The organism is Polycladomyces zharkentensis (genome assembly GCF_016938855.1).
Classification (GTDB): domain Bacteria; phylum Bacillota; class Bacilli; order Thermoactinomycetales; family JIR-001; genus Polycladomyces; species Polycladomyces zharkentensis.
Window position 1 is genome coordinate 456,048 of sequence record NZ_JAFHAP010000004.1, and the last position, 22,026, is coordinate 478,073.

General features: G+C 53.3%; 29 protein-coding genes and 1 pseudogene. 8 read left to right on the forward strand and 22 right to left on the reverse strand.

What is annotated here, in order from left to right:
- Nucleotides 1-28: 28 nt before the first annotated feature.
- The gene (locus JQC72_RS03990) at nucleotides 29-682 is read right to left on the reverse strand and encodes a polysaccharide deacetylase family protein (RefSeq protein ID WP_205492997.1); all 654 of its coding nucleotides are present in this window, start codon (nucleotides 680-682) and stop codon (nucleotides 29-31) included.
- Nucleotides 683-1,016: 334 nt separating this feature from the next.
- Between JQC72_RS03990 and JQC72_RS03995 the strand changes: the two genes are divergently transcribed.
- Nucleotides 1,017-1,190, forward strand: coding sequence for a hypothetical protein (locus tag JQC72_RS03995; protein ID WP_205492998.1), 174 nt, complete (start codon nucleotides 1,017-1,019; stop codon nucleotides 1,188-1,190).
- A 182-nt stretch (nucleotides 1,191-1,372) separates the two neighbouring features.
- Here the strand turns inward: JQC72_RS03995 and JQC72_RS04000 are convergent, their stop codons facing one another.
- The 5 genes and pseudogenes from JQC72_RS04000 to JQC72_RS04020 form a co-directional block, all read right to left on the reverse strand.
- Entirely contained in the window at nucleotides 1,373-2,122 is a 750-nt protein-coding gene (locus tag JQC72_RS04000; RefSeq protein ID WP_335342388.1) for an extracellular solute-binding protein, read from the reverse strand.
- A gap of 464 nt (nucleotides 2,123-2,586) precedes the next feature.
- Nucleotides 2,587-2,859 (reverse strand): annotated as a pseudogene (locus JQC72_RS16410) (winged helix-turn-helix domain-containing protein); the annotation flags it as partial.
- A 12-nt stretch (nucleotides 2,860-2,871) separates the two neighbouring features.
- Complete coding sequence (locus JQC72_RS04010) at nucleotides 2,872-3,846, reverse strand: ROK family protein (RefSeq protein WP_205493000.1); 975 nt, start codon at nucleotides 3,844-3,846, stop codon at nucleotides 2,872-2,874.
- Entirely contained in the window at nucleotides 3,847-4,884 is a 1,038-nt protein-coding gene (locus JQC72_RS04015) for an SIS domain-containing protein (RefSeq protein ID WP_205493002.1), read from the reverse strand.
- A 13-nt stretch (nucleotides 4,885-4,897) separates the two neighbouring features.
- On the reverse strand, nucleotides 4,898-5,440 hold the full coding sequence (locus JQC72_RS04020) for a gamma-glutamylcyclotransferase family protein (protein ID WP_302104462.1): 543 nt from the start codon (nucleotides 5,438-5,440) through the stop codon (nucleotides 4,898-4,900).
- Between the two features lie 56 nt (nucleotides 5,441-5,496).
- Here JQC72_RS04020 and JQC72_RS04025 point away from each other — a divergent pair, with 56 nt between their 5' ends.
- Complete coding sequence (locus JQC72_RS04025; protein ID WP_205493006.1) at nucleotides 5,497-5,835, forward strand: DUF4870 domain-containing protein; 339 nt, start codon at nucleotides 5,497-5,499, stop codon at nucleotides 5,833-5,835.
- Between the two features lie 136 nt (nucleotides 5,836-5,971).
- Here JQC72_RS04025 and JQC72_RS04030 read toward each other — a convergent pair whose 3' ends face one another.
- The 3 genes from JQC72_RS04030 to asd form a co-directional block, all read right to left on the reverse strand.
- On the reverse strand, nucleotides 5,972-7,210 hold the full coding sequence (locus tag JQC72_RS04030; protein ID WP_205493007.1) for an MFS transporter: 1,239 nt from the start codon (nucleotides 7,208-7,210) through the stop codon (nucleotides 5,972-5,974).
- A gap of 202 nt (nucleotides 7,211-7,412) precedes the next feature.
- On the reverse strand, nucleotides 7,413-8,009 hold the full coding sequence (locus JQC72_RS04035) for a rhomboid family intramembrane serine protease (protein ID WP_205493009.1): 597 nt from the start codon (nucleotides 8,007-8,009) through the stop codon (nucleotides 7,413-7,415).
- 52 nt (nucleotides 8,010-8,061) lie between these two features.
- Nucleotides 8,062-8,931, reverse strand: coding sequence for an archaetidylserine decarboxylase (gene asd / locus JQC72_RS04040; protein ID WP_205493011.1), 870 nt, complete (start codon nucleotides 8,929-8,931; stop codon nucleotides 8,062-8,064).
- Between the two features lie 107 nt (nucleotides 8,932-9,038).
- Between asd and JQC72_RS04045 the strand changes: the two genes are divergently transcribed.
- Nucleotides 9,039-9,233 (forward strand): gamma-type small acid-soluble spore protein, encoded by a 195-nt coding sequence (locus JQC72_RS04045; protein WP_205493012.1) that lies wholly within the window; start codon nucleotides 9,039-9,041, stop codon nucleotides 9,231-9,233.
- Nucleotides 9,234-9,308: 75 nt separating this feature from the next.
- Here the strand turns inward: JQC72_RS04045 and JQC72_RS04050 are convergent, their stop codons facing one another.
- Complete coding sequence (locus JQC72_RS04050; protein WP_205493015.1) at nucleotides 9,309-9,890, reverse strand: DUF502 domain-containing protein; 582 nt, start codon at nucleotides 9,888-9,890, stop codon at nucleotides 9,309-9,311.
- 15 nt (nucleotides 9,891-9,905) lie between these two features.
- Nucleotides 9,906-11,897 (reverse strand): peptidoglycan D,D-transpeptidase FtsI family protein, encoded by a 1,992-nt coding sequence (locus tag JQC72_RS04055; protein ID WP_205493018.1) that lies wholly within the window; start codon nucleotides 11,895-11,897, stop codon nucleotides 9,906-9,908.
- Nucleotides 11,898-12,204: 307 nt separating this feature from the next.
- Between JQC72_RS04055 and JQC72_RS04060 the strand changes: the two genes are divergently transcribed.
- Nucleotides 12,205-13,482, forward strand: a complete 1,278-nt coding sequence (locus JQC72_RS04060) for a S8 family serine peptidase (RefSeq protein WP_335342389.1) — start codon at nucleotides 12,205-12,207, stop codon at nucleotides 13,480-13,482.
- 15 nt (nucleotides 13,483-13,497) lie between these two features.
- On the opposite strand, the gene JQC72_RS04065 is transcribed toward JQC72_RS04060, so the two are convergent.
- Nucleotides 13,498-14,619 carry a S8 family peptidase gene (locus JQC72_RS04065; RefSeq protein ID WP_205493020.1) on the reverse strand — a complete coding sequence of 374 codons (1,122 nt, stop codon included), beginning with the start codon at nucleotides 14,617-14,619 and terminating at the stop codon, nucleotides 13,498-13,500.
- Nucleotides 14,620-14,702: 83 nt separating this feature from the next.
- Here JQC72_RS04065 and JQC72_RS04070 point away from each other — a divergent pair, with 83 nt between their 5' ends.
- Nucleotides 14,703-15,095, forward strand: coding sequence for a hypothetical protein (locus JQC72_RS04070; RefSeq protein ID WP_205493022.1), 393 nt, complete (start codon nucleotides 14,703-14,705; stop codon nucleotides 15,093-15,095).
- A gap of 72 nt (nucleotides 15,096-15,167) precedes the next feature.
- Here the strand turns inward: JQC72_RS04070 and JQC72_RS04075 are convergent, their stop codons facing one another.
- The 9 genes from JQC72_RS04075 to JQC72_RS04110 form a co-directional block, all read right to left on the reverse strand.
- On the reverse strand, nucleotides 15,168-15,515 hold the full coding sequence (locus JQC72_RS04075; RefSeq protein ID WP_205493024.1) for a hypothetical protein: 348 nt from the start codon (nucleotides 15,513-15,515) through the stop codon (nucleotides 15,168-15,170).
- 269 nt (nucleotides 15,516-15,784) lie between these two features.
- On the reverse strand, nucleotides 15,785-15,988 hold the full coding sequence (locus JQC72_RS16785; RefSeq protein ID WP_419179831.1) for a hypothetical protein: 204 nt from the start codon (nucleotides 15,986-15,988) through the stop codon (nucleotides 15,785-15,787).
- 46 nt (nucleotides 15,989-16,034) lie between these two features.
- On the reverse strand, nucleotides 16,035-16,331 hold the full coding sequence (locus tag JQC72_RS04080) for a hypothetical protein (RefSeq protein ID WP_205493026.1): 297 nt from the start codon (nucleotides 16,329-16,331) through the stop codon (nucleotides 16,035-16,037).
- A gap of 73 nt (nucleotides 16,332-16,404) precedes the next feature.
- A complete protein-coding gene (locus tag JQC72_RS04085) occupies nucleotides 16,405-16,782 on the reverse strand; it encodes an AHH domain-containing protein (protein WP_205493032.1) in 378 nt (125 codons plus the stop codon).
- A gap of 395 nt (nucleotides 16,783-17,177) precedes the next feature.
- Entirely contained in the window at nucleotides 17,178-17,723 is a 546-nt protein-coding gene (locus JQC72_RS04090; protein ID WP_205493034.1) for a hypothetical protein, read from the reverse strand.
- 58 nt (nucleotides 17,724-17,781) lie between these two features.
- Nucleotides 17,782-19,371, reverse strand: coding sequence for an acetate--CoA ligase (locus JQC72_RS04095; protein ID WP_205493036.1), 1,590 nt, complete (start codon nucleotides 19,369-19,371; stop codon nucleotides 17,782-17,784).
- A gap of 140 nt (nucleotides 19,372-19,511) precedes the next feature.
- Nucleotides 19,512-19,724 (reverse strand): alpha/beta-type small acid-soluble spore protein, encoded by a 213-nt coding sequence (locus tag JQC72_RS04100; protein ID WP_205493038.1) that lies wholly within the window; start codon nucleotides 19,722-19,724, stop codon nucleotides 19,512-19,514.
- Nucleotides 19,725-19,813: 89 nt separating this feature from the next.
- Nucleotides 19,814-19,972 (reverse strand): hypothetical protein, encoded by a 159-nt coding sequence (locus JQC72_RS04105; RefSeq protein WP_205493040.1) that lies wholly within the window; start codon nucleotides 19,970-19,972, stop codon nucleotides 19,814-19,816.
- Nucleotides 19,973-19,986: 14 nt separating this feature from the next.
- Nucleotides 19,987-20,352, reverse strand: coding sequence for a hypothetical protein (locus JQC72_RS04110; protein ID WP_205493042.1), 366 nt, complete (start codon nucleotides 20,350-20,352; stop codon nucleotides 19,987-19,989).
- A gap of 193 nt (nucleotides 20,353-20,545) precedes the next feature.
- On the opposite strand from JQC72_RS04110, the gene JQC72_RS04115 reads away from it, so the two are divergent.
- The 3 genes from JQC72_RS04115 to JQC72_RS04125 all read left to right on the forward strand — a co-directional run bounded on the left by JQC72_RS04115 (nucleotide 20,546) and on the right by JQC72_RS04125 (nucleotide 21,741).
- Nucleotides 20,546-20,782, forward strand: coding sequence for a spore coat associated protein CotJA (locus JQC72_RS04115; RefSeq protein ID WP_205493044.1), 237 nt, complete (start codon nucleotides 20,546-20,548; stop codon nucleotides 20,780-20,782).
- Nucleotides 20,779-21,039, forward strand: a complete 261-nt coding sequence (locus tag JQC72_RS04120; RefSeq protein ID WP_205493046.1) for a spore coat protein CotJB — start codon at nucleotides 20,779-20,781, stop codon at nucleotides 21,037-21,039. The genes JQC72_RS04115 and JQC72_RS04120 overlap by 4 nt, the downstream gene beginning before the upstream one ends.
- Before the next feature lie 132 nt (nucleotides 21,040-21,171).
- Nucleotides 21,172-21,741, forward strand: a complete 570-nt coding sequence (locus tag JQC72_RS04125; RefSeq protein WP_205493048.1) for a manganese catalase family protein — start codon at nucleotides 21,172-21,174, stop codon at nucleotides 21,739-21,741.
- A gap of 48 nt (nucleotides 21,742-21,789) precedes the next feature.
- On the opposite strand, the gene JQC72_RS04130 is transcribed toward JQC72_RS04125, so the two are convergent.
- On the reverse strand, nucleotides 21,790-21,957 hold the full coding sequence (locus JQC72_RS04130) for a hypothetical protein (protein WP_205493050.1): 168 nt from the start codon (nucleotides 21,955-21,957) through the stop codon (nucleotides 21,790-21,792).
- Between the last annotated feature and the right edge of the window lie 69 nt (nucleotides 21,958-22,026).

Consider the following 22,026-nt stretch of genomic DNA (forward strand, 5'->3'; position numbering starts at 1 on the left):
TCCGGCAACGCTTTCGATCCCGAATCGGTCAAGAACGCAATTGACCCGCTACTTCTTGAAGAAGGACAAAACGATATCCCCGCTTTTTCAGCAGAGGAATCGCTTGGATCACTCCTTCAGCCGTGTCGCCGCGGGGCATGTTCATGTGCAATAGCACGATCGAACCGGGTTTGACGCTCAACAGTGCCCGCTTCACCTGAGCGGTATTGTAAGTCGCCCCGGCATCGCCCAGTACGTCGTAGTTGAGTGGCTTCAAACCCAACTGATGCACGATCTCAACTGCGACGTCGTCAAAATAGGCAGTCCCCGGACGGAAGAACATCGGCTTACGCCCGGTGAGCCGCTCGATTTTCCGTTCATTGATCATCACCTCGTCCACCACTTGCGCCACATCCCGGGTACCGGCTATTCCGTAGACCGATCGTCCATCCACCGACAATGGCTTGTGCAGAAAACCGTGATTTTCGATCTCAAACAGCGGGTTGCGAGCCAACGATTGAAAGAGTTCCGGATTGGCGTCGATCCAGCGGCTGTTGATAAACAGCGTTGCCGGAATGCGTTGTTGGATCAGAAAGTCAATCAGTTTTTTGTCATAGCCGCTCCCTTCCTTGCCACCGCAGGCATCGAAGGTAAGGGCGACGATTTTTTGCCGGGTATCAAACCGCTGGTAGATCCCCGGCATGTGTTCACCCCACCGTGCGGGATGCTTGTCGCCGTATGTTGTCAGCAGTGTTTGTTTTAGCAAGGCGTCCTGGGTGGCCTTGGCTGTATGCGTCTGCACGTGTAAACTGAGAGCGGGATGAGGACGGTTGGAAGAAGGCTGAGATCCTGCGGAATGCGAACACCCCGCGAGGATCGTCACCGACACGAACCATACTATCCACATGTACCATTTCCGATGATCCATTACGCTCACCGTCCGATCCTGATGGGATAAAACGGGCGTGTCCCCTTGAAAGACAGATCCGCCCATTCCCATTTTGACGGTTGGGACTCCCGTTGGATATGACGATTTGATGACCAAAAAAGCCGTTTACCCAACGGATCACAACAAATTGATCCGGTTGGGAAAACGGCTCCAAAACGAATGCACCAAGAAACAATGCGTTTGTGACTTGCCCCACACGGCGGAAGTACCGGAGGCACTCCCCTTGGTCGCCGTGGAATTCCCGCTTCATCCGGCGCGGTAGCCCACATCCATCCACGATGGCTTCATTCAAGCCCTGGTGATTTACGTTTCACGAGTTTTTGATGGTAAAAGTAGTGTTTTCGAACTTTCCGGTCCGATTGTACCCCAATGCGGTCGGACTTGCCCGCGTCCGATGCTCGCTTTCATCCCCACCTCTAAGGATCGGGTTTTCCGGCTCACTCTTTATAACGTCGGTAAAGCCGAACGGCGGTTCCACTCCTCCGTGATTCTGTGACACGCCACATCGGGCGCCTCCATGCGGGCCCACATCAAATGCAGTTCTTTTTCCAAAAAAGAGAACTGTTCCTCCGTAACCCCCAATTCCCGAATGGATCGCGCATAGGGCAACACGTCGACAAACACATGATAATGTTCGGGGTGAACGTCAAACCGCCATAACGTACGATCTTCGGCTACATCTCTACGCGCCGGGATCGTACATGATTGCATCTTGATCTCACTTTGCGCCTCCCGACTCGTCAAAAAATCAACCAAAGCTTCGGCAGCTGCCCGGTTGGGGGAATTCGTATTGATGGCCAGACCGTTGCCCAACAACAATGTTGCCTCTTGCCGTCCCGTCGGAGGAGGCAAAAGATCCCAGTCCATCCCCTGATTTCGGAATTCGTTCATGAAATAATACGTCGTCAGGATCATCGCCGCACGCCCCCGCATAAACAGATCCTCGGCCAGACGGTCACTTCCGTGTGAAAAAACGGGAGCGACACGATGCTGATACATCAGGTCCACGCAAAAACGAAGCGCCTCGACGTTACGGGGATGATCCAAAAGAAGCCGGCCGTCGGCATCAGCCAACCGCCCCCCGTTTTGCAACAGGAACACCGGCCAACGATTGCGGGAAGCGGAGAAACAAAAACCGTACTGATCACATTTGCCGTCCGGCGACCGAACGGAACACCGGCGCGCCGTTTCCACCAGTCCCGTCCAATCACGAATCGGGTTGGTCTCCCGGATGCCCCCATCCGTCGATGGTAGCCGATCACCACCGGTGAAAAGACAAACGGTGTGGCATACTGCATCCCGTCATGCTGAAACATGCGCAACAATTGGGGATAGGTCGATTGTTCCCGCTGCATCTCCTCAGGCAAATACGGATGGAGCTGATGCATCCAGCCTTGCTGAACCCACCGCAGAAAGAAAAAATCAGGGAGAACGAACACATCGATAACCGTTTCCGACGCATTCCACTCCATCAATGTCTCCACATACTCCGGGGTCGGAATCGGCACCAACTGAACACGTAACATCGGATACCGCTCTTCAAATCGTTGCAGCAACTGACGGACCACAGGCAATTCATAGGAAGGGGAAAACCAACCCAGTTTGATCGTGGCCAGACGAACGTCGCCTTTTCGCGGGTAAGTCACCATGTTTCCCCTGCCGGCGATTTTGAGCAACAATCCCTCGGACACCAGCTCCGACAGCGCTTTTCTCACCGACCCGCGGCTCAGTTCGTACAGATCGGCCAATTCATGTTCAGACAGAATGAAATCTCCGGGCTTCAGTTGACCGGTCACGATTTGTTCCCGCAGCGAACGGACAAAACGTTCATACCGTTGATCAAACGTACTGCGGCGCCGCAGATTCGTCACCTTTCTCACCCTCGTCATTTCGTCTATTGAGCCGGTTGGTCCCGTTGATCGGATTTTCATCCGTAATCCAAATCAAGCCGTGGCGGGCGAATCCAAGGGCAAACCCGCCGCCTGGCGAGCCAACGCCAGCGCTCCCATCACGCCCGCCTCGTCCCCCAGCGCAGCCGGAACGATATCTACACCGTCACCCACACCTTTCAACACGCAGCGTTGAAACTCGCTCCGGACAAATCCGAACAGACGGTCACCCAACAGCGAAACACCGCCACCGATGATTACCCGCTCCACGTTCAACAAGTGCACGGCATTGGCCAGAGCAAAACCCAAATACTTCCCGGCGCGGCGGATTGCTTCCTGCGCCAGTGCATCCTGGACATCAAACGCTGAGCCGATGCGTTCCACCGTGAGCGGCTCACCATTGTCGAGACTTGTTGGCACCCCCTCCGTTATACGTTCCCGTACGAACCGGACCAATGACGGACCCGATGCGATCGTCTCCAGACAGCCGCGATTGCCGCACGTACACGGAAACCCTTCACGCTCCACCACCATATGGCCAATTTCTCCCGCACTACCGGTTGCACCTGCATAGAGGCGACCATCCAAAAACATCCCTGATCCGATCCCTGTTCCCAGCGTCAAACATAAAAAATGGCGAAAACCCTTGCCGGCCCCAAACTGATACTCCCCCAACGCAGCTGACCGCACGTCGTTGTCCACGCGAACCGGCACACCGAAGTGACTGCGGAACACCTCAGACACCGCCACCTGGCGCCAATTTAAATTGACCGCCAACCGGACCACACCGCGCTCCGCGTCAACCAATCCCGGAACGCCCAAACCGATGCCACCCAATCGGGAAAACGACGTACCCGTTTCCTCCAGCATGGTTTCGACCGCGTCGATGATCCGCTTGAGGACCCTGGCTGGCCCGTCCGCAGCCAGGGTGGGAATCCGTTTTTTGACGAATGCGTTGCCATCCCCATCTCCCAATGCCATCACCACATTGGTGCCGCCGACATCGATGCCGAGCCAAACCGATTCCATCTACAACTCCACCACCTGGGACAAATGACGCGGGCGATCCGGATCGTATCCACGCCGAATGGCATAATGCACGCCGAATTGTTGCACGGGTAAAAGGCCGAGCAGTCCACGCGTCCAATCCCCCACCGTTTCCTCCAGCGGCGTGTGACGATCCACGTCGGCATACAGATCGGCACTCCCTCCGATCACCCAAACACTACCGCCCAATTGCTTCAATTCCCGGATCAACCGGGGTTCGTACTCCCGTCCTCTGTCGGAAGCAAACAGGATAATCAACGTTTGATCGTTCACGATCGATTTGGGACCATGCCGGTATTCCAGCGGATGATATACTTCGGAAGGTTGAACGGCCATCTCTTTTACCTTCAATGCAGCTTCCTGGGCGATGCCGTACAACGGTCCCGCCCCCAAACAAACCACTGTCCGGTAATCTTCCCCGGATAATGCCTTCCCTTCCGCTTCCAGTTGCGACCATGCGGCCGCGCGATCGGGCAATCCCGCCAATTCAGCCTGGGCATGGCGATTTTCACCCAGCAAAGCGGCACTGACGAGCAGCAGGTACAGCATGCCGGTGAAAGATTTGGTCATCACGACGCTTTCTTCCCGTCCGGCGGCTACTGCCAGCGTATCGTCACAACGTTGAGCCAACGCGCTGTCGGGATGGCAGGTAACGGCCAAAGTACGCACACCCGGCATTTTTTCCGCCGCTTCCGCCGCCCACAGGCACTCGGTCGTCGTGCCGGACCGGGAGATGATCACCAACAGTGTGCGCTTGCCCGATGCGTGCTGATCCGGATACAATAGCCACTCCGATGCGGGTACGCTTTTGACGGAGTAAGTCGTCCATTTGGAAAATGCGGCGACCGCCGAACTGGCAAGATAATAGGACGATCCGCAACCGATAAATACCAGCTCCTCGATCCGTCCCGCCGACAACAATCTGCGCCAAACAGCCTGCAACGAATCACGCGATTCCCATACCGTCCGCCATGTTTGAGCCTGCTCCGCCATCTCCTTCATGGTCACCTGTCCGGACAACAGCATCTCCTCCTCATTCCCGGATCGGCCATTCCATGCCGAACCGTTCTTTCCATTCCCTGATCAAACGCCTGCAGTATGCGTCACTCAAATGCCGCCTGGCACCATTCATGATCAACCGGCAATACAATGGACTGGGGCGATATTCCCGATCTGCCTTGTTCACCACCGTGTACGTCACCGCCTGGATCGTACGGTCGTCCCAGATGACGTCCACCTTCATCCGCCGATAAGTTCCCTGTGAGACCCCTTCCCGCTCATCCAACAGTGGCCATGCGGCCGGCTTCAACCGGTACAACACCCCCTCCATCTCACCGCCCGGGTCCGGGAAGATGTCGCCTACACCCCCACCTCCCCTGGATTGACTGTAAAGGGGAAATGCCAAACGATAATCCTTCAGCCGGGCACCACCCAGCAATTGATACTGCTCTTGTCCGACGGTTCCGGCAAAACTCGATTCATCCATACACGACCCGTATGCAAAATAATACAGCAGCCGTCCCTCCTCTCTTTTGACTATTTCGATATTTTTCAAGATACAATAATTTTTCGCCATCCATGTTCATTATAACAAAAACCGGGGTAAGATAGGAAAAAGGTGGTGAAATGAATATGCAAACCACATCAATCGAAAATCGGGACAAAGTGTGGTCAGTGCTGTGCCATGCCAGTCTGGTGTTTTTTCCGTTGCTGTTGCCCCTCTTGGTATATTTGATCAAAGACAAATCTCCGTTCGTGGAACATCACGCCAAAGAGGCGTTTATGTTTCATGTGGGGGTGTTGGTCGCGCTGTTTGCATCCAAAGTGCTGATGTTGGTGCTGATCGGATTCCTGCTGTTCCCGCTCGTGGCACTGTCCGCTTTCATCCTGACGGTTTGGGCGGTGATCCAAACCTGGAACGGACAGTGGTATTCCTACCCCGTTACGGGTCGGTGGGCACGAAAAATTTGATCCCCTCCATCGGGCACCGATAATGAATCGCCCCGGCCAAATCGGCCGGGGTCTGTTTGATCCATAGGAATCCTTACCTGGTTGTGGTTGCCCCTGGTGCTGTAACGTCACTCTGCCGGAAAACCATTTCACGCGGTCAAGAGCTTCCGGGTTTCGGTTTGGTGGATATTGACAACGATGGCACGTGTCGCAGTGTCCACCAAACAACCATCTGGACAAAACCGATGATCAGCAACAGCCAGCGCAGCTGTTCCCAATCATTCGTTCTGCCCACCCACCATAAAAACATGGCGAGACTCAGTACCCTTCCCAGATTTAACGCCAATTCCCGAGCCACCACATATTCGATCCGCAGACGGGCCGATGTCTTGTTTTCACCGATCACATCGAAGACCGTGGATGTCAGCGGCACCATATACAGGGGATAAAACAGGGCCGCTCCCACCCCCAACAAAAACAATGACCATGTTTCCGCCTTCCAGACAAAGGGCAGGACGACCACCCCCATCATCAAGGTACCGACAAACATGCTTTCATCGCGCCATTGCATGCGTAAAAACCGGCCCACCAACAAAAAAGCGATCAGGGAAACCAGTGAACTGATTGTCAGAAAACTGCCCAATACCATCTCGTTTTGGGTGGTGACATAAATGAGCAGTGCTACCAGAAATGCAAACACTCCTTCGCGTGCCCCTTGGGCCACACTGGCTGCCATCACCCATCGCCACTGCTCTTTCACGCGAAAGGACTGCCGGAGTACGCTGACCAACTGGTATTCCCCTTCCACTTTGCGGCGTTTCAACAAAAAGCTGACCATGACCGCCCCCAGAAAAATGGCCATGGAAAGACCGAAAACGATACGATAACCCGTCAACCTGTCCACGCGCGTAATGATCCATCCGGATAAAAGGGGTGCCACGATTCCGGCTACCGACCCCAAAAATCCGTTCATCCCGTTGAACATATCCCGGTTGTTCCGTTCGGTGATCTCAAAGTACAAAACGTTGAAAGCCAACCAGAACAGCCCGGCTCCGACTCCGAGCAGGCTTCCCAACCAGGAAATGTATCGGGCCGATCCGTTCCCGAGCATCAGCACACATAGATAGAACAAAGCATGAACGGCCACTCCCCAACGGATCACGATCACCCGATCCACACTTTTGGCCATGCGCCCGGCCACGATAAACGTGACCGCCATGGCTGCATACTGGAGCAGGTTAAACCAACCGATCAAGCCATAGTCCCGTTTCAGCTTCCACAGATACACATTGACAAACGTGTTGGACAACGCAGTGGAGACGGCAAACAATCCACTGATCGCCAACAACAGCCAAGCTTGCCGATCCAGTCGATTCAATCGGTTGAGTATGCCCATGCAAATCACCCATTGATAGGGTAACCAGCATGCACAGCATTAAGCGATCTCCGCCAAGGTAAAAAATGTTGGGGATGGACGGGAGGGTGACGGTGGTGATACAGGGGAAGGGGTGTCCCTTTTCCGGCGAACGACCTTCAAATCTGGAATATGGGCGAGAGGGAAAAAGGATCACCCGGGTGAATCGGAGTACAGTCACACCTTAGGAATGCCTGCGCAACCGCAACAAAGGTTCCGTCAGCAGAAAACCTGACAACAGACCGCCCAAATGCGCCGCCAGGTTGATATTGGGTTGAAACAGGCTGATCAGCAAATTGATCCCGACCAGCGCCACCAATCCCTTTCCGGTTTCCGGATCGATGGAACGTCGCCAGTACAGATACAGATAAACACCGAACAGACCGTATATGGACCCTGATGCCCCCGCCGTGATGACGGAATAATCCAGCCAATGAGTGACCAGGTTCCCCATCGTCCCGCAAGCAAGATACAACAGCAAAAACCAGACCCGCCCCATCAACCATTCCAACTGCGGACCCAACAGATACAAGGCAAAACTGTTGAACAAAAAATGCATCCATCCGATGTGGAGAAACACGGGGATAACCAGCCGCCACCATTCACCTTCCGACACCAGCATGCTTTCGTAGGCACCGTAACGGATGAGCACTTCAGGGTCGGTCGTCCCGCCCTGCACGGTCATGATGGCGAACAACACCGTTTGCACCGCAAGGATGCCGGTGACGACCGGGAAATAAGATGGAAATCGCTGCAACGGGATTTGTGTGTGCCCAAACACCGCCGTTCCCCCTCTTCTTAGGGTGTGTCCGTTCATGCGATTTTTCTTGCGCTTACTTTACGGTATGTTGGAGCCGTAAAGCCGCCTTTGCGATGGGTTGGCCCATTTGAACCGGATCTTCCGGACGCCAATCCCGACACCATTGTATCTTTCCTTTTTCAAACAACAAAATGACGGTGGAACCAAACTCAAACCGTCCCAACTCCTGCCCTTTTTCCAATTCCGGTTCGGGATCATACGATTTCTTTTCCAATTGGTTTTGCCGCGGTTGATTGGTGACGATTTCCGGATCATATGTCACTTTGACACTCCCCACGTTGGTCGCGCCCACTTTGATGACGGCCACCGTTCCCAATGCCGGGGAAGTCAGATAGGTAATCAACCGTTCATTGCGCACAAACAATCCGCGAACGGTGCGAACGCCGAATGTATTGACCGGAAACAGCGTGCCGGGAATGTAGGTCAAACCCTGGATGCGCCCTTTTATCGGAGCGTGAATCCGATGATAGTCGCGCGGACTCAGATAAATGGTGACAAATGTTCCGTTTTCAAATTGCTTGGCCCGCTCCCGGTCTCCCCCCAACAGATCCTCCAACCGATAGTCCAATCCCTTTGCCTGGATCAGCGTGTCCCGGGTGATTGTACCGAGCTGGGAAATGGTGCCGTCAACCGGGCTAACCACCGTATCAGGAGAAGGGTCGACCGGTCGCGCTCCCGGTTTCAGCCGCCGAACGAAAAACTCCATCAGGCTTTCATATTCTTCCCATGGCTTTTCAACTTCCGACAGGTTGATATCAAATCGTTTGATGTAATAGGGAATGAAGCGTTTGCTTACCGGACTGCGGGCGAAACGCCCCATCCACCGGGAAATCGTTTTTTTGGGCAATGCATGCAACAAGGTCAACAGCATCCGGTCCTTCATGATATCCTCCTCGAATCCCGTGATGATTCCGTTTTTCACTTTTGGTTCGATATTCCATGTGTGAATCGCGTTTGGACGGGGAGAATACTGAACGGAGGTGATCATCCATGTACCAAAAAGGTACGCCGAAAACCAACGCTCAACAGGTCCGTCAGCAAAACCGTCAGTCTGCGGGCCGCCAAGCGTTCCAAACCGAGTTCGCTACTGAAACGGCCGGTGCTGCTGGTTCCCAAACGAACGCTCAACAAGTTCGTCAACAAAACCAACAGTCCCAATCCCGTAAACAGCAAAACCAACAGTAAGCGAAATGATCACCCAGCCCATCCTGTCCTTGTGACAGGATGGGCTTCTTCATCTTACCTGTTGTGAAGTCCCGCTTATTTGGATTTTCCTGCCACACCGGCCGACAACACCATACGAAGCGCTTCGTCAACGGGAAGATCCAACACCTCGATTTCACTCCGTTCAAACCAGTGCAAATCCCCGGCAAACTGAAGACTCTGGGGAAAATAGACACCGACATACTCTTTTCCGTCCCGTGTGGTAAAGCAAGGTTCTTTCACGGTCAGGAAACCGATCCGCTTTGTTCCCGCCACAGTGACAAAGACCACCGTATCAAAGGATTTCTTCTCACCAAAAAAGGAATGAATCGTATCCTTCAGTGTTCCGTAAATTCCCTTGATGAGCGGCAAACGTTGAATGATGGACTCCATCGCTTCCAGCAGCTTTTTCGTCACCCACAAACGGGCGAGGAACCCGACCAAAAGCACAAAGCCGATGACGACCAATATGCCCAGCCCCGGAAATTGCAGGCGCTCGGGCAGCCAAAACATTCCCCAGCCGTTCAGCAGCTGATATACATAGCGCAACAGGTAAACGGTACCTGCCAGCGGCAGCACCACCAACAATCCGTTTAGAAAATAAACGGTCAGTCTTTTCATCACGCGCCACCGTTTCATCGATATCTCCTCCCGTCAACGGGCTTGGTTCTGCATGAACCGCTGGTAATACAGCTGAATCATCTTCTCCGCAATCGGACCGGCCCCCACCGCACCGTATCCGCCTTCCGGCACGACGACGGCCACAGCGATCTGCGGATTGTCAGCAGGCGCAAAGGCGATGAATACGGAGTTCTCCACACGGCCGCGTCCCGGAATATCCTGTTCCGACGTTCCGGTTTTGGCGGCCACTTGAAACGGCAGGCCCTTGAACAGCTGAGAAGCAGTGCCGCCGGGCTGAGTGACCGCCACCATCCCCTGCGTCACCGTATCAAAGTACCGGGGATCGATCGCAGCCCGATTCAACACTTCCGGTTTCGTCTCTTTGATCACTTTGTTGTTTGCATCCACTATTCTTTCCACCAACTGCGGACGCAACCGCACCCCTTTGTTGGCCAATGTGGCCGTATACTGTGCCAGCTGTAACGTGGTATAGCGCTGGGCCTGACCGAATGAGGCAAGCGCCATCGCTCCCAGTCCGGAGAAACGCTTGGCGATCTTGCGATAGTCTTCCGTTCCGTCCTGTTCCCCTTTCAACCGGACACCTGTCGGAACACCCAACCCGAACTGGTGCGTGTATTCCATAAACTTTTTCAGTGCGTTGTCCTTGTCCCGCCGATACCATTTCGTACCCAGCCAGGCCATGAAGGTGTTGGAGGACTTTTGCAGCGCCCGAATCGGATTCAGCACGCCGTAGTTGTGCCCGCCGGCATTGCGGATGGGTGGAGTCGCTTTGGCGTAGAAGAATTTTCCGGGGTCGGGCCAGAATGTCCACGGTGTAATCAGTTTTTCCTGAAGCCCCATCAAAACCATCAGCGGCTTAAACGTAGACCCCAGCGGCAACACAGAAAACGGATGCCGGTTCACCACCCGGTCCGGGTCATCGTAACCGCTGGCATCAAACGGTGCTTCTTCGATCGTGCCGTTACGAATCATGAATCGCAGATTTTCATAGTCTTTGGTCGAAACGCGCCGATTCCAAATGCTCGGATCGTAGTCGGGATAGCTGACCATCGCCCGGATCTTGCCCGTTTTGACTTCCATCGCCACCGCATAGGCCGATTTGGCATACGGTGCCTGATTTTTTCCTCCCATTGTCCGCAAATGGCGCAAATGCTCCTCGATGAACTTCTCCGTCTCCAACTGCATTTGTTCATCCAATGTCAAGTATAAGTTGTTACCCGGTCGAGGATTCACCTCTTTGAGCACCTGCACCACTTTGCCCGATGAATTTACCCTCACCAGGCGGTATCCGTGCTTGCCACGCAATTCGTCCTGGTAACTGTACTCAATTCCGTCCATCCCCACCTGTTCCCAATCCAGGTACCCCCCCTGATTCGGCTTTTCCGCCGCCGATTTGTATTTTTTCAGGGAGGATTTGGCTCCGGCAAACGGCCGGACATAGCCGATCGTCTGTACCGCAAACGTATCATCACGATATTTGCGCAAGGGTTCCATGATCACGTTAATTCCGGGAAACAGGGACGGATTTTCCAACAGTTTGACCACTTCCCGCTCCGTCAGGCGGTCCTTGATCTTTTTCGGATAATAGGGAGGCTCTCGGCGGGGTACATCATTTCCTTTGGCATCCAGACCGACATCCATCGATTGAAGAACTTCCTCCAACGGCAGATGCAATACCTGGGCCAACCGTTTGGCAGTTGCCAGCTTCTGTTCTTTCGAGTCATCCGTTTCCAAATAAATGGCCGTATAAAGCGATTGGTTGGTCACAATCGGTTTGCCGTTCCGGTCGTAGATATTGCCCCTGGGAGCAAGAACGGGAATTTGCTTGAAATTGTTCTCGGCAGCGAGGCGATGATACCGTTCTCCCCCGCCCAACTGCACCCAACTCAATCTGAGCACCAACACCACAAAAAGCAGAAAAACAATCAACCACAACACATGCAACCGTTGAAAACTCATCTCTTTCGGTGTCATGTGATGCTTCGGTCTGATCATCCCGATCATCCCAACCCTTCTACGGTCAGGGTGTCTGGCAAATCCGCTTTTCCGGTGAACCTGTTTCCTCCTGTTTCGTTATCTTCATCAGTCATTGTGAGTAACAGGCCACCCTTTCTTGGGTTTACATGACCAGAGAGCCTGGCCAGACACTCCCAAAAATCCTTTGCAAAATCCGTCTTCTAGTTTAACACAAAACCTCGCGTCCAACGGGGATAAAAGCGCAACTTTGCGTGAAAAGGACAACGGTTGTGACCGCTTTTTCCTATCAATCATAGTGTAAAACTATACGAGATTGATTGGAAGGAGAATCATCGTGTACACATATGCCGCATGGATCCACAAACACGGCAAGCGAATGGATGCTGCTTTACGTACTTTTCTCATCCAACGGTATCAGAAGCTCCGCCGTGTCCCTTGTTTTTTGCACAATCTGACCAACCGAGTCATAAATGAACTGTCCCGTACCCGCGTACTGATCAAAATGTCCCACACCTCCACCGCCAGCCTGCAATGGGCTGAAGAGTGGATGAGTGAAACCAGCCGTCCCACCATGAAACATTTCCACAGTATCGGGGTATTCGCCGCCCGGTTGTCACTGTCGCAACTTCAGTCGATTCTGGAAATGCCGTCAGTGGAAAAAGTATATTTGGACCGCAAGGTGTATGCACTGCTGGACACGGCCGTCCCCTCCGTCGGTGCCCCCCAAGTCTGGAGCGGGGGAAATGAGGGAGAAGGTGTCACCATCGCCGTTGTGGACACAGGCATTCATCCGCATCCCGACTTGACACAGCCAACCAACCGGATCATCGCCTTCAAGGACTTTGTCAAAGGAAAAACCGACCCGTACGATGATAACGGTCACGGCACACATTGCGCCGGATGTGCTGCCGGCAACGGATACCGTTCCGACGGCAAGTACCGGGGCTCCGCCCCCAAAGCCCGTTTGGTGGGAGTCAAGGTACTGGACAAAATGGGCTCCGGCAGCTTATCCTCCGTGATCGAAGGGATTCAGTGGTGCATCGATCATCGCGACAAATACGGCATTCGTGTGATCTCGTTGTCACTGGGCAGCACCAGTCAACTTTCCTATAAAGACGACCCGGTATGCCAAGCAGTGGAGGCAGCCTGGAATCACGGCATCACCGTCGTGGTCGCCGCCGGAAATGAAGGACCCGAACCCCGAACCATCGCCAGTCCGGGCATCCATCCCCGGGTGATCACCGTCGGGGCCAGCGATGACCACAGCACAGTAGACAACAGGGACAACACGATCGCCCAATTTTCCAGCCGAGGGCCTACCATCGACGGGATCGTCAAGCCCGATCTCGTCGCTCCGGGAACCCAAATCACTTCCTTGCGCGTGAAGCGTTCCTACCTGGACAAAACCGCTCCTGACAGCCAGGTGGATGGCGACTATACCTCCTTGTCCGGCACGTCGATGGCCACCCCCATCGTAGCCGGTATCGCCGCCCTGCTTCTCACGTCCGATCCCACCCTCACACCCGACCAAGTGAAACAACGACTGCTCGAAAACGCACAAGATCTCAAGTTCCCGGAGAACGAACAAGGACGGGGTCAGGTCAGCGCCTGATCACCCGTCCCGATATTAACGAACCAATACACGCACACAGCGATACGCATTCAACATCCCCAACTGTTCCGTTCCGTTGATCGGCCCACAAGTCCGGGTGAGGATTTTTCGCACCTGTTCGGGTGTCAAATCGGAACGCAAATATAACAGCAAGGCCACTGTACCGGCCACATGGGGCACCGCCATCGACGTTCCGCTCATCTCGCGCGTCGAACCGTTCAACCACGCGGACCGGATTTTGTCCCCCGGTGCCGCCAGATCCGTCCCGTCCCCCAGATTGCTGAAGGAAGCCAACTGCCCGTTTTTCCCTGTAGCCGTCACTGCGATCGTTTCCGGATAGCGGGCCGGATAGTCAATCATCGACCGATTGCCCTGATTGCCCGCCGCGGCCACCATCACGATGCCTTGCCTGTGTGCCATTTGGATCGCATGGCGGAGGGCCTCACTCTCCTTGTCCATTCCAAAGCTCATGTTGACGACCTGCATCCGGTTTTCAATGCACCAATTGATCGCACTCAACAAGTCGGACAGATTGGCGCTGCCCTTTCGGTTGAATGCTTTGACCGCATACAGATGGGCGCGCGGCGCCACCCCCAATATGCCCAACTCGTTGGATCGTCCGGCGATTGTTCCCGCGACGTGGGTACCGTGGCCATTGTAATCATACGGAGAAAAAATGGGAGACAAAATGTTGATGCCCCCCTGATAGTTGTTCCTGATCGCCGGATGATCATGAGCGATCCCTGTATCGATCACCGCCACTTTCACCGCCCGTCCCCTGCTGATGCTCCATACACGATTGGCCTCGATTTCCCGGACACCCCAGGGCACGGTATATGGCTGTTCAGAGATCACCGCTCCCACATAGGGATCGGTGATCGTTACTTTGATGTCGGGTTCGATATATTCCAAGCCCACATAGCGTTCGGAATCGCGGAGATCATCATGAACAAACTCGCCGATCACGATGCCCAGCTTCGGCAACAACCGAACCGACCGACATCCCATTTGACGAAAATAGCGCATCAACGTGCGCGGATCGTTCCATTTCCTGACAAAAAATATCTTTCGAAACCGAATATGTCTCGGATCATGCCGGTGAGGAGGCGGGGAATCAAACCATCCCGACATCTTCATCTTATTCACTCCCCATCATCACTTCTTCCACTGAACCCGAATATATTGAGACCGAATGCGTGTACCACAGGAGGGTGGGTACCATGCCAGCCAAACGGTCTTCCAATGACGATTCCGCCAATAAGCGGAACCTGATTCAAGGAATGGAGAAAATGAACCTGTTGTCCAAAGAAATATCGTCGATGACTTCCCAAATGGAACAATGGATACAAGCCTTGACGAACCTCTCTTATGCCGCCAAAGACCGCGACCTGCTTCGCGACGTCATCTCCTCACTGTCCAAAATGCAACCCAAGTCGGAGCGAAAAAACACAAAACCGACCGCTTCCGAGCAATCGTCTCCATCCAATCGTGACGGCAATTCCTCTTTTACGCCGGTCACCCGGGACGGGGACAGTTTGTTCGATATCATCAACTCACCGTCTTTTGAAAAAATCGTCAGACATGTGATGGAGAAAAAGAAGAAAAAAGGGTGATGGGTTACACCTCACCATAGAAGGAATTCCATAGGGGTGGTATGGGGATGGTCGGCCGAAACCAGCTACACCTCAACGCCCCTTTTTTTTCTTTCGCGGGCGATGTTTCCGTTTTTTGGTCAACAGGTATGCAACCCGCCTGGCCTCCACCTCATCGGAGCCTGAATCGTCCTCCCCCCGTACCGGGGACACGGTTGCCGACTGAGCGGCTTGGATTTGGCGCAAGAGTTGCATGATCCGCTGTCGTCCCTGTTCTCCCTGTCCCTGTTCCGCAACCCATTCGAGCCAACCTTGGGAGCATTGATGGCGATACGATTCACGAAACCGATCCAGCTCGCTCCTGAGCCATCGGCTGTTGACCAAACGGGAGACGGACTGATTCCATATAGCCTGTTGCTGTACCGATGAGACGTCGGTCACGATGCACCCTCCTCCTTGCAGATTGTATCGATATAGGTTTCAAAACATCCCCTGGTGCTTACACCATTACATGTATGTCTCGTCTGGGAGAATGCACACGTTATTCACCCAGCCCGTCAAAAAAGGGCCTGGGCCTAACGGGCGGACAAAGTTGATCGATCGGTACACCAGTTCTTATATCGCCACCAAAGCCGTGAAACCCTTGTGACGCAAAAAACCCGCAAGCGAAACAACATCCGCTTGCGGGTTACATTTTGCGGAGTGAAGGGTCAGGTAGCAGATTCACTCGACCAGACTTCCTTGAAAATCAGCCCCGTTAATCCGTGTTCGTGATAGATTTGAAGAAATGGATCCGTTACAAAAATCGATCCTTTTTCCTCAGGGATCCGAAACAGGACTTGGTTTCTGACTTGATCTTCTTTGAATGAATAGGTTCGAACGTACATGATTCTGCCACTATGCGGGAATCGCACGACCTCTGATTGATTCTCATCTAGAGCAGGGATAAGATGTAGAGGATTAAACAAAAAAATAGCTTGGATTCTGATTAACTGTTACGGGTAGGAATTCTCCAAGAGCATGAAGTATATTCTGAAACAACTCCTTCGCTCTCCGACTGAATACAGGCGCGTTCGGTAAAAAACCAGGAAAATCGCTTGGGGGGAGTTCCTTTTTCTTTTCGGGTACCTTTAAATGCAAAGGTGTCCAACCGCGAGATAAAGGCTGACCGATACGATTCATAAAATGTACGGGTTTTTCATCTACCGTAACAAGTGATTGGTATCGAAAGTCATGATCCAACAAATAAATTTTCACCATCAACTCACCCTTTACTTGTATGGAAAACGATTTTGTTGTAGTTCTAATCTGACTTGTTCTAAGACCGCAATTAAATCTTCCCTACTTTCACCCCCAAATCAGTATGGATTTCTGGATGATAAGCTTCTGTACCAAGTCCTCTGCGCTGTGGAAGCCAGACTCCGTTAACCGCATCATTAATCGGATCATCAAGATGCGAATATGATCGGTTCGGATCAAGCATAAACTGATCAAAAATGGCCCGAGCTTGAACCGCATCAGCATTTTCTGTCTCATTCCCCGGAACAATGTGATGGGCGGCATACCAAGGACCCGGCTTGGGGTATCCGGCTTGGATAAGTCTCCTGGCCAACACACTGGATTGACCGCGTAAAATTTCCCCGCGGATTGCGCAGAAAAGTGCCAAACGCTTTTGCTGTCCCCAACAGATCCCCGGCAGTGAGTGCAAATGTCAAAGCTCCCCATGGTCCTGTGAACAACAACCCCAGTGCAAACAGGGTACCCATCACAGCCAGTTGATCCACCGTATCCAACCCGTTCCACCAGTTGCCGATCCCTTCAAAGACACAGGCAAAGCAAGTGGAGATATCCATCGATTGAACGACGGATACCGTGATTCCCGTCATAGACATGACAAGAAGCAGGAAAATCGCCATCAGAGCAACGAGTTGTTTCTGAAACTCATGGGTCCGCTTGATCAATTTTTCGAATTCATGGTAATCGTCGGGGTCACCGTTTCATCAATTTTGATTGGAGGGAACAAAAAAAGATCGAAGCATTCCACTTCGATCTCTAGAACCTGCCCCGTCATTATTCGTATATCATGGAACCTGTGTCCAAGCTTTAACACCCTCCCGCACAAGGCGGTGTGCGATCGGGTTTCCATAGGTTGGCGGCACAACCCACTTCGTCGAAGTTGACGTCGCGTCCCACTTCATGCACCTGCAACCAAAACTCGGCCACACAATCCAACGGATGGGTGACCGCCTCCGGGTCGGTGAAGAAATAGGTGATCTCCTCATCTGTATCCTCACCGTCGGCAAAGGTGACATACAACACCTTACAAGGGACCGTCCCCTTGACCGGATCGTGAATATCGAACCGTGCCTCGTGGCTGATCAACAACGCGGACAGGGGATGTTCCCTTTCCTCCGTTTCCCCGTCCTGCCGGCGGAAACGGAGGCTTACCCGCTCTTGTTCCTCCAAAACTTCAAAGTGTTCCGCCGTTCCAAACACATGCAATGCCTGCTGGGGGATACTGATCGTGCCCGCCATCAGATTTCCGCATTGGGATATTGCTTTTTTCAGCTTGGCGTCCAAGTCTTTCGGGTACATCTCCCGGGCAGAGGCCTGAAAATTGACTACATATCCGTGGGGAAACACCTTCATGGTTCCGGTCTCCTTCGTCTCCAACTGCCCTTGATTATACCGAAGGCGAGTACCAGGTTCAACTCGACTGTCGATGGGCTTTGCGTTTTTTTTCCAATTGTCTCAGCACTACCCGGCGAATCTTGCCGCTGGTCGTTTTGGGCAATTCCGTGACGAACTCGATTTCTCTGGGGTATTTATACGGAGCGGTCACCCGCTTCACATGTTCCTGCAGTTCCCGGATCAGCTCGTCGGAAGCGTCCTCCTGCCGTTTCAGGATGACGAACGCTTTGACGATCGAACCCCGGATCGGGTCCGGACTGGCCACCACTGCACATTCCTGCACCGCCGGATGTTTGACCAGGGCGTCCTCCACTTCAAACGGTCCAATCGTGTAGCCCGAACTGATAATGATGTCGTCGGAGCGGCCTTCAAACCAAAAATACCCGTCTTCATCCAGACGCGCCTGATCGCCGGTCAAGTACCAATCACCCCGAAAGGCTTTTTCCGTCCGCTCCGGATCGCGGAAATATCCCTTGAACAACGCTGGTGAATCCTTGTGAACGGCGATATCCCCCACCTGACCGACCGGTACCGGATTGCCCTCCTCGTCGATGATGGCCACGCGATTGCCCGGTGTGGGTTTGCCCATCGATCCAGGCTTCACCTTCATTCCCTTGAGTGTTCCCACCAGAAGTGTGTTTTCCGTTTGCCCGTATCCATCCCGCACTTCGACATTGAAATGGCGGCGGAATGTGTCGATCACTTCCCGGTTCAGCGGCTCACCGGCACTGACGGCACTGCGTAACGACGACAGATCGTACCGATCCAACCCATCCACCTTGGCCATCAGTCGGTACTCGGTCGGCGTACAGCACAGGACGTTCACCTTGTACTGCTCCATCAGGGAGAGATACTTTTCAGCGGCAAACCTTCCTTGATACACAAATGCCGTGGCACCGGACCCCAGTGTGGAAATAAACGGACTCCACACCCATTTGGCCCATCCGGGACCCGCTGTCGCCCACACCACATCCGATGGACGGATATCCAGCCACAGCTTGGCCGCCACCGCCTGATGGGCAATCGCCCAACTGTGGTGATGGATCACACCTTTGGGACCACCGGTGGTACCGGATGTATAAGCCAAAAAAGCCACATCGTCACTGCGGGTGCGGGGAAGTTCCACCGGTTCCCGCTCCACCGAATCCAGCGGTTCCCAACCCTCTCTCCCGGTTGCACCCACCACCCATCGATGCAACAGAAACGGACAGTCCCGGGCCGCCTCGTCCACCCGTTGTGTGAGCGACGCATCGGCAATCACCGCTTTGACTTGTGCATGTTGCAAACGGTAACGAATATCCGAAGGTTGCAACAGCTCGGAGCCGGGCAATACGACCAAACCCGCTTTCAATACGCCCAAATAGGAGATATAAGCGGCGGGATGGCGCGGCAACAAGATCATGACCGGGTCTCCTTTGGACAAACCTTTGGCAAGCAAACCGCCGGCCAAACGGTCGGAACGCTGTTTCAGCTCACCATAAGTGACGGTTTGACGCTCTCCTTTGTCATTTTCCCACAAAATGGCCGCTTTATCCGGGGAGTCAGCGTGTCGGTCCACGTCTTGCGCCAAGTTGTAATAGGTCGGAATTTCCATCATACGATCCATCCAAACATCGCCTCCCGGGTAGTGGTAAACGCTTTCAATTATTACGACAGGTATGATTGTAAATCCTCTGAAAATTGCTGGAAATGAGAGGGGCAGCGACATGAGTCGCTGCCCGATACCAGATGATGAAATTGTTCAGGTTAAACCGTACGGCCCCCACCCAGTTGAGATTCAGCCAAGGCAACCAGGCGCTTCGTGATTTCACCACCGACAGAACCGTTGGCGCGAGAGGTCGTGTCCGGACCCAGTTGAACGCCGAACTCGGAAGCGATTTCATACTTCATTTGTTCCAGCGCTTGGGCGGCACCTTGGACCAGCAGTTGGTTGTTGTTGCGGTCACGTTGTTGCGGCATGATTTTCACCTCCTTGATTCTGTACCCTTATGTTGCGGCTTTGTCGGAGGATCAATGCGTGTGAAATTATGGTGAAACTGTGAATCCATTCATTCCGACTTCGGGAAATCCGACGTTTTTTCACCTGCCGTCACGTCTTGGCCCCACATGCGTGGCGGTTTGTGTCCATCGACCGAAATGGGCGGTTCCTTGTCCGTTTTGTCCACGAAACGACTTCCTTTTTCCGGTTGTCCTTTCCGGTGTGTCACTCCTGATCCCTCCTTTACAAGCGGGCACCCATCGATGCCAGCAATGCTCTCATTTCTTCCAGCCGCGACTCATCCACCACGGCAGTGACCAACACATCCTCATCCGTTATCCTACTGCCATCCGCCATGCCGCTGGCGCTGGGATGGGCGGCCGCCAATACACCCGCATCAGGGCTGGAAATGTAGGCGTCCATTACGTTCTGGGCCAAGGATGAAATCGGTTCTGCAATCGGGTTGTCCAAATCACGCTCCTCCGTTGAAGGAAAAACGGAAAAGCGATCCACCTGAACATTCTCGACTCCACGGCGTTTCAATTCTTCCGCTGCTTTATTCGCCTGTTCCTCCGTACGGAAATAGGCGAGGATTCCCTGTTCTTTCATGATCTCACCCCCAACCAAAGAGGTACGTCTCGTCTTAATATGACGATGGTTGGTATCCGGATATGCACCCGACGTTCATGACATTTTTTCCGCGACCGGAAATGGGCGATGGGACCAGTCACATCTGCCCATGGGCTACATACTCTGACACTGAACAAATCACGCCAAATCACACGGTTAAGGTGAGGGAAAGATGTGGAATCCAATTGTGCATCAGGAGCGATATTGGCAACCCTACGTAAGTCCGTTTGACCCGTGTCGTCCCATTCGTGTCAAAAAATACGTCGTTCCACCCAACCAATATATCCCGTTTCAACCCCCCTGTCTTCCGCAGTTTTCGCCCAAGGAGGCGCTGCGACGCGGCACGCTGTGGCCGCTGTTGTACAGTCCGTACCGGAAAACACAGTTCGACGGGGGCAGTGAGAGATGAGCAAAATGAGCAAGGAATATTACCAACTCCTGCATCAATTGCAGGAGGTCGATTTCGTCTTGGTGGAATTGAACCTGTATCTGGATACCCATCCCGGGGATAAACATGCGATTCAGCAGTACAACCATTATGCACAAAAACGATATCGGCTCAAAAAGGAGTTTGAGTCCCGGTTCGGCCCGCTGACTCATTTTGGTCACAGTTATAACCAGTATCCGGGCGGGTGGGACGAAGGCCCATGGCCTTGGGAAGTTTAGATTTTCCAAGCGCTTGGTATGCATGCTTTGCGGAGTGAGAGAACAAAACAGTCACCTGAAGACACCTGAAAACATAAAAGGCGCATGACGTCAGTTCAGTTAAAAAAAGAGACGGTAATGGAGGGAACTGATGTGTGGATTTATGAAAAAAAATTGCAGTATCCGGTACGCGTCAGCCAATGCAATCCCAAATTGGCCAAATATCTGATCGAGCAATACGGGGGAGCCGACGGTGAATTGGCCGCCGCATTGCGCTATCTCAACCAACGGTACACTTTGCCCGACAAGGTCAAGGGACTGTTAACCGACATCGGCACGGAAGAATTGGCTCACTTGGAGATCATCGCCACCATGGTCTACAAACTGACCAAAGATGCCTCCCCCGAAGAGTTGAAAGAGGCAGGGTTGGGTGACCACTATGCCGATCACGATCGCGCACTGTTTTACCATAACGCCGCCGGCAGTCCGTTTACTGCCACCTACATCCAGGCCAAAGGAGATCCCATCGCCGATTTGTACGAGGACATCGCCGCGGAGGAAAAAGCACGCGCCACCTATCAATGGCTGATCGACATGTCGGACGATCCGGATGTCAATGATGCCCTCAAATTCCTGAGGGAACGGGAAGTGGTCCATGCCCAGCGGTTCCGTGAAGCAGTGGAAATTCTGAAGGAACATCAGGCACAGAAGAAGTATTTTTGAGCATAATAAAAGCTCCCCGCAGGGAGCTTTGACTTATTGTATCCAACCTCAACTGATCTGTCTCAACCTCAATTGATCCCGCTGTTTTTTCAGTTGCTGTATCTCTTCCCACAAATCCGCTTGTGCCAAAAATTCGTGGCGTTGCACGGCCAACTTGTACTCCTGTTTGGCTCTTTCCAACTTTTCTTCAATTTCCCGCAACGGTTCCGCCGTCATCTTATGCAACACCTCTTTGCTGTAGAATGATCACAGCCCAAGGCGTGTGCCCAGAGGTTGATTACCCTT

What these genes read in the sequence shown, in the direction of transcription:
- JQC72_RS03990 (WP_205492997.1), bottom strand. Translation starts at nt 682, where the DNA reads ATGCCGGGGATCTACCAGCGGTTTGATACCCGGCAAAAAATCGTCGCC.
- JQC72_RS03995 (WP_205492998.1), top strand. Translation starts at nt 1,017, where the DNA reads ATGACCAAAAAAGCCGTTTACCCAACGGATCACAACAAATTGATCCGG.
- JQC72_RS04010 (WP_205493000.1), bottom strand. Translation starts at nt 3,846, where the DNA reads ATGGAATCGGTTTGGCTCGGCATCGATGTCGGCGGCACCAATGTGGTG.
- JQC72_RS04020 (WP_302104462.1), bottom strand. Translation starts at nt 5,440, where the DNA reads ATGGCGAAAAATTATTGTATCTTGAAAAATATCGAAATAGTCAAAAGA.
- JQC72_RS04025 (WP_205493006.1), top strand. Translation starts at nt 5,497, where the DNA reads ATGCAAACCACATCAATCGAAAATCGGGACAAAGTGTGGTCAGTGCTG.
- JQC72_RS04030 (WP_205493007.1), bottom strand. Translation starts at nt 7,210, where the DNA reads ATGGGCATACTCAACCGATTGAATCGACTGGATCGGCAAGCTTGGCTG.
- asd (WP_205493011.1), bottom strand. Translation starts at nt 8,931, where the DNA reads ATGAAGGACCGGATGCTGTTGACCTTGTTGCATGCATTGCCCAAAAAA.
- JQC72_RS04045 (WP_205493012.1), top strand. Translation starts at nt 9,039, where the DNA reads ATGTACCAAAAAGGTACGCCGAAAACCAACGCTCAACAGGTCCGTCAG.
- JQC72_RS04050 (WP_205493015.1), bottom strand. Translation starts at nt 9,890, where the DNA reads ATGAAACGGTGGCGCGTGATGAAAAGACTGACCGTTTATTTTCTAAAC.
- JQC72_RS04055 (WP_205493018.1), bottom strand. Translation starts at nt 11,897, where the DNA reads ATGATCGGGATGATCAGACCGAAGCATCACATGACACCGAAAGAGATG.
- JQC72_RS04065 (WP_205493020.1), bottom strand. Translation starts at nt 14,619, where the DNA reads ATGAAGATGTCGGGATGGTTTGATTCCCCGCCTCCTCACCGGCATGAT.
- JQC72_RS04070 (WP_205493022.1), top strand. Translation starts at nt 14,703, where the DNA reads ATGCCAGCCAAACGGTCTTCCAATGACGATTCCGCCAATAAGCGGAAC.
- JQC72_RS04090 (WP_205493034.1), bottom strand. Translation starts at nt 17,723, where the DNA reads ATGAAGGTGTTTCCCCACGGATATGTAGTCAATTTTCAGGCCTCTGCC.
- JQC72_RS04095 (WP_205493036.1), bottom strand. Translation starts at nt 19,371, where the DNA reads ATGGATCGTATGATGGAAATTCCGACCTATTACAACTTGGCGCAAGAC.
- JQC72_RS04100 (WP_205493038.1), bottom strand. Translation starts at nt 19,724, where the DNA reads ATGCCGCAACAACGTGACCGCAACAACAACCAACTGCTGGTCCAAGGT.
- JQC72_RS04110 (WP_205493042.1), bottom strand. Translation starts at nt 20,352, where the DNA reads ATGAAAGAACAGGGAATCCTCGCCTATTTCCGTACGGAGGAACAGGCG.
- JQC72_RS04115 (WP_205493044.1), top strand. Translation starts at nt 20,546, where the DNA reads ATGTGGAATCCAATTGTGCATCAGGAGCGATATTGGCAACCCTACGTA.
- JQC72_RS04120 (WP_205493046.1), top strand. Translation starts at nt 20,779, where the DNA reads ATGAGCAAAATGAGCAAGGAATATTACCAACTCCTGCATCAATTGCAG.
- JQC72_RS04130 (WP_205493050.1), bottom strand. Translation starts at nt 21,957, where the DNA reads ATGACGGCGGAACCGTTGCGGGAAATTGAAGAAAAGTTGGAAAGAGCC.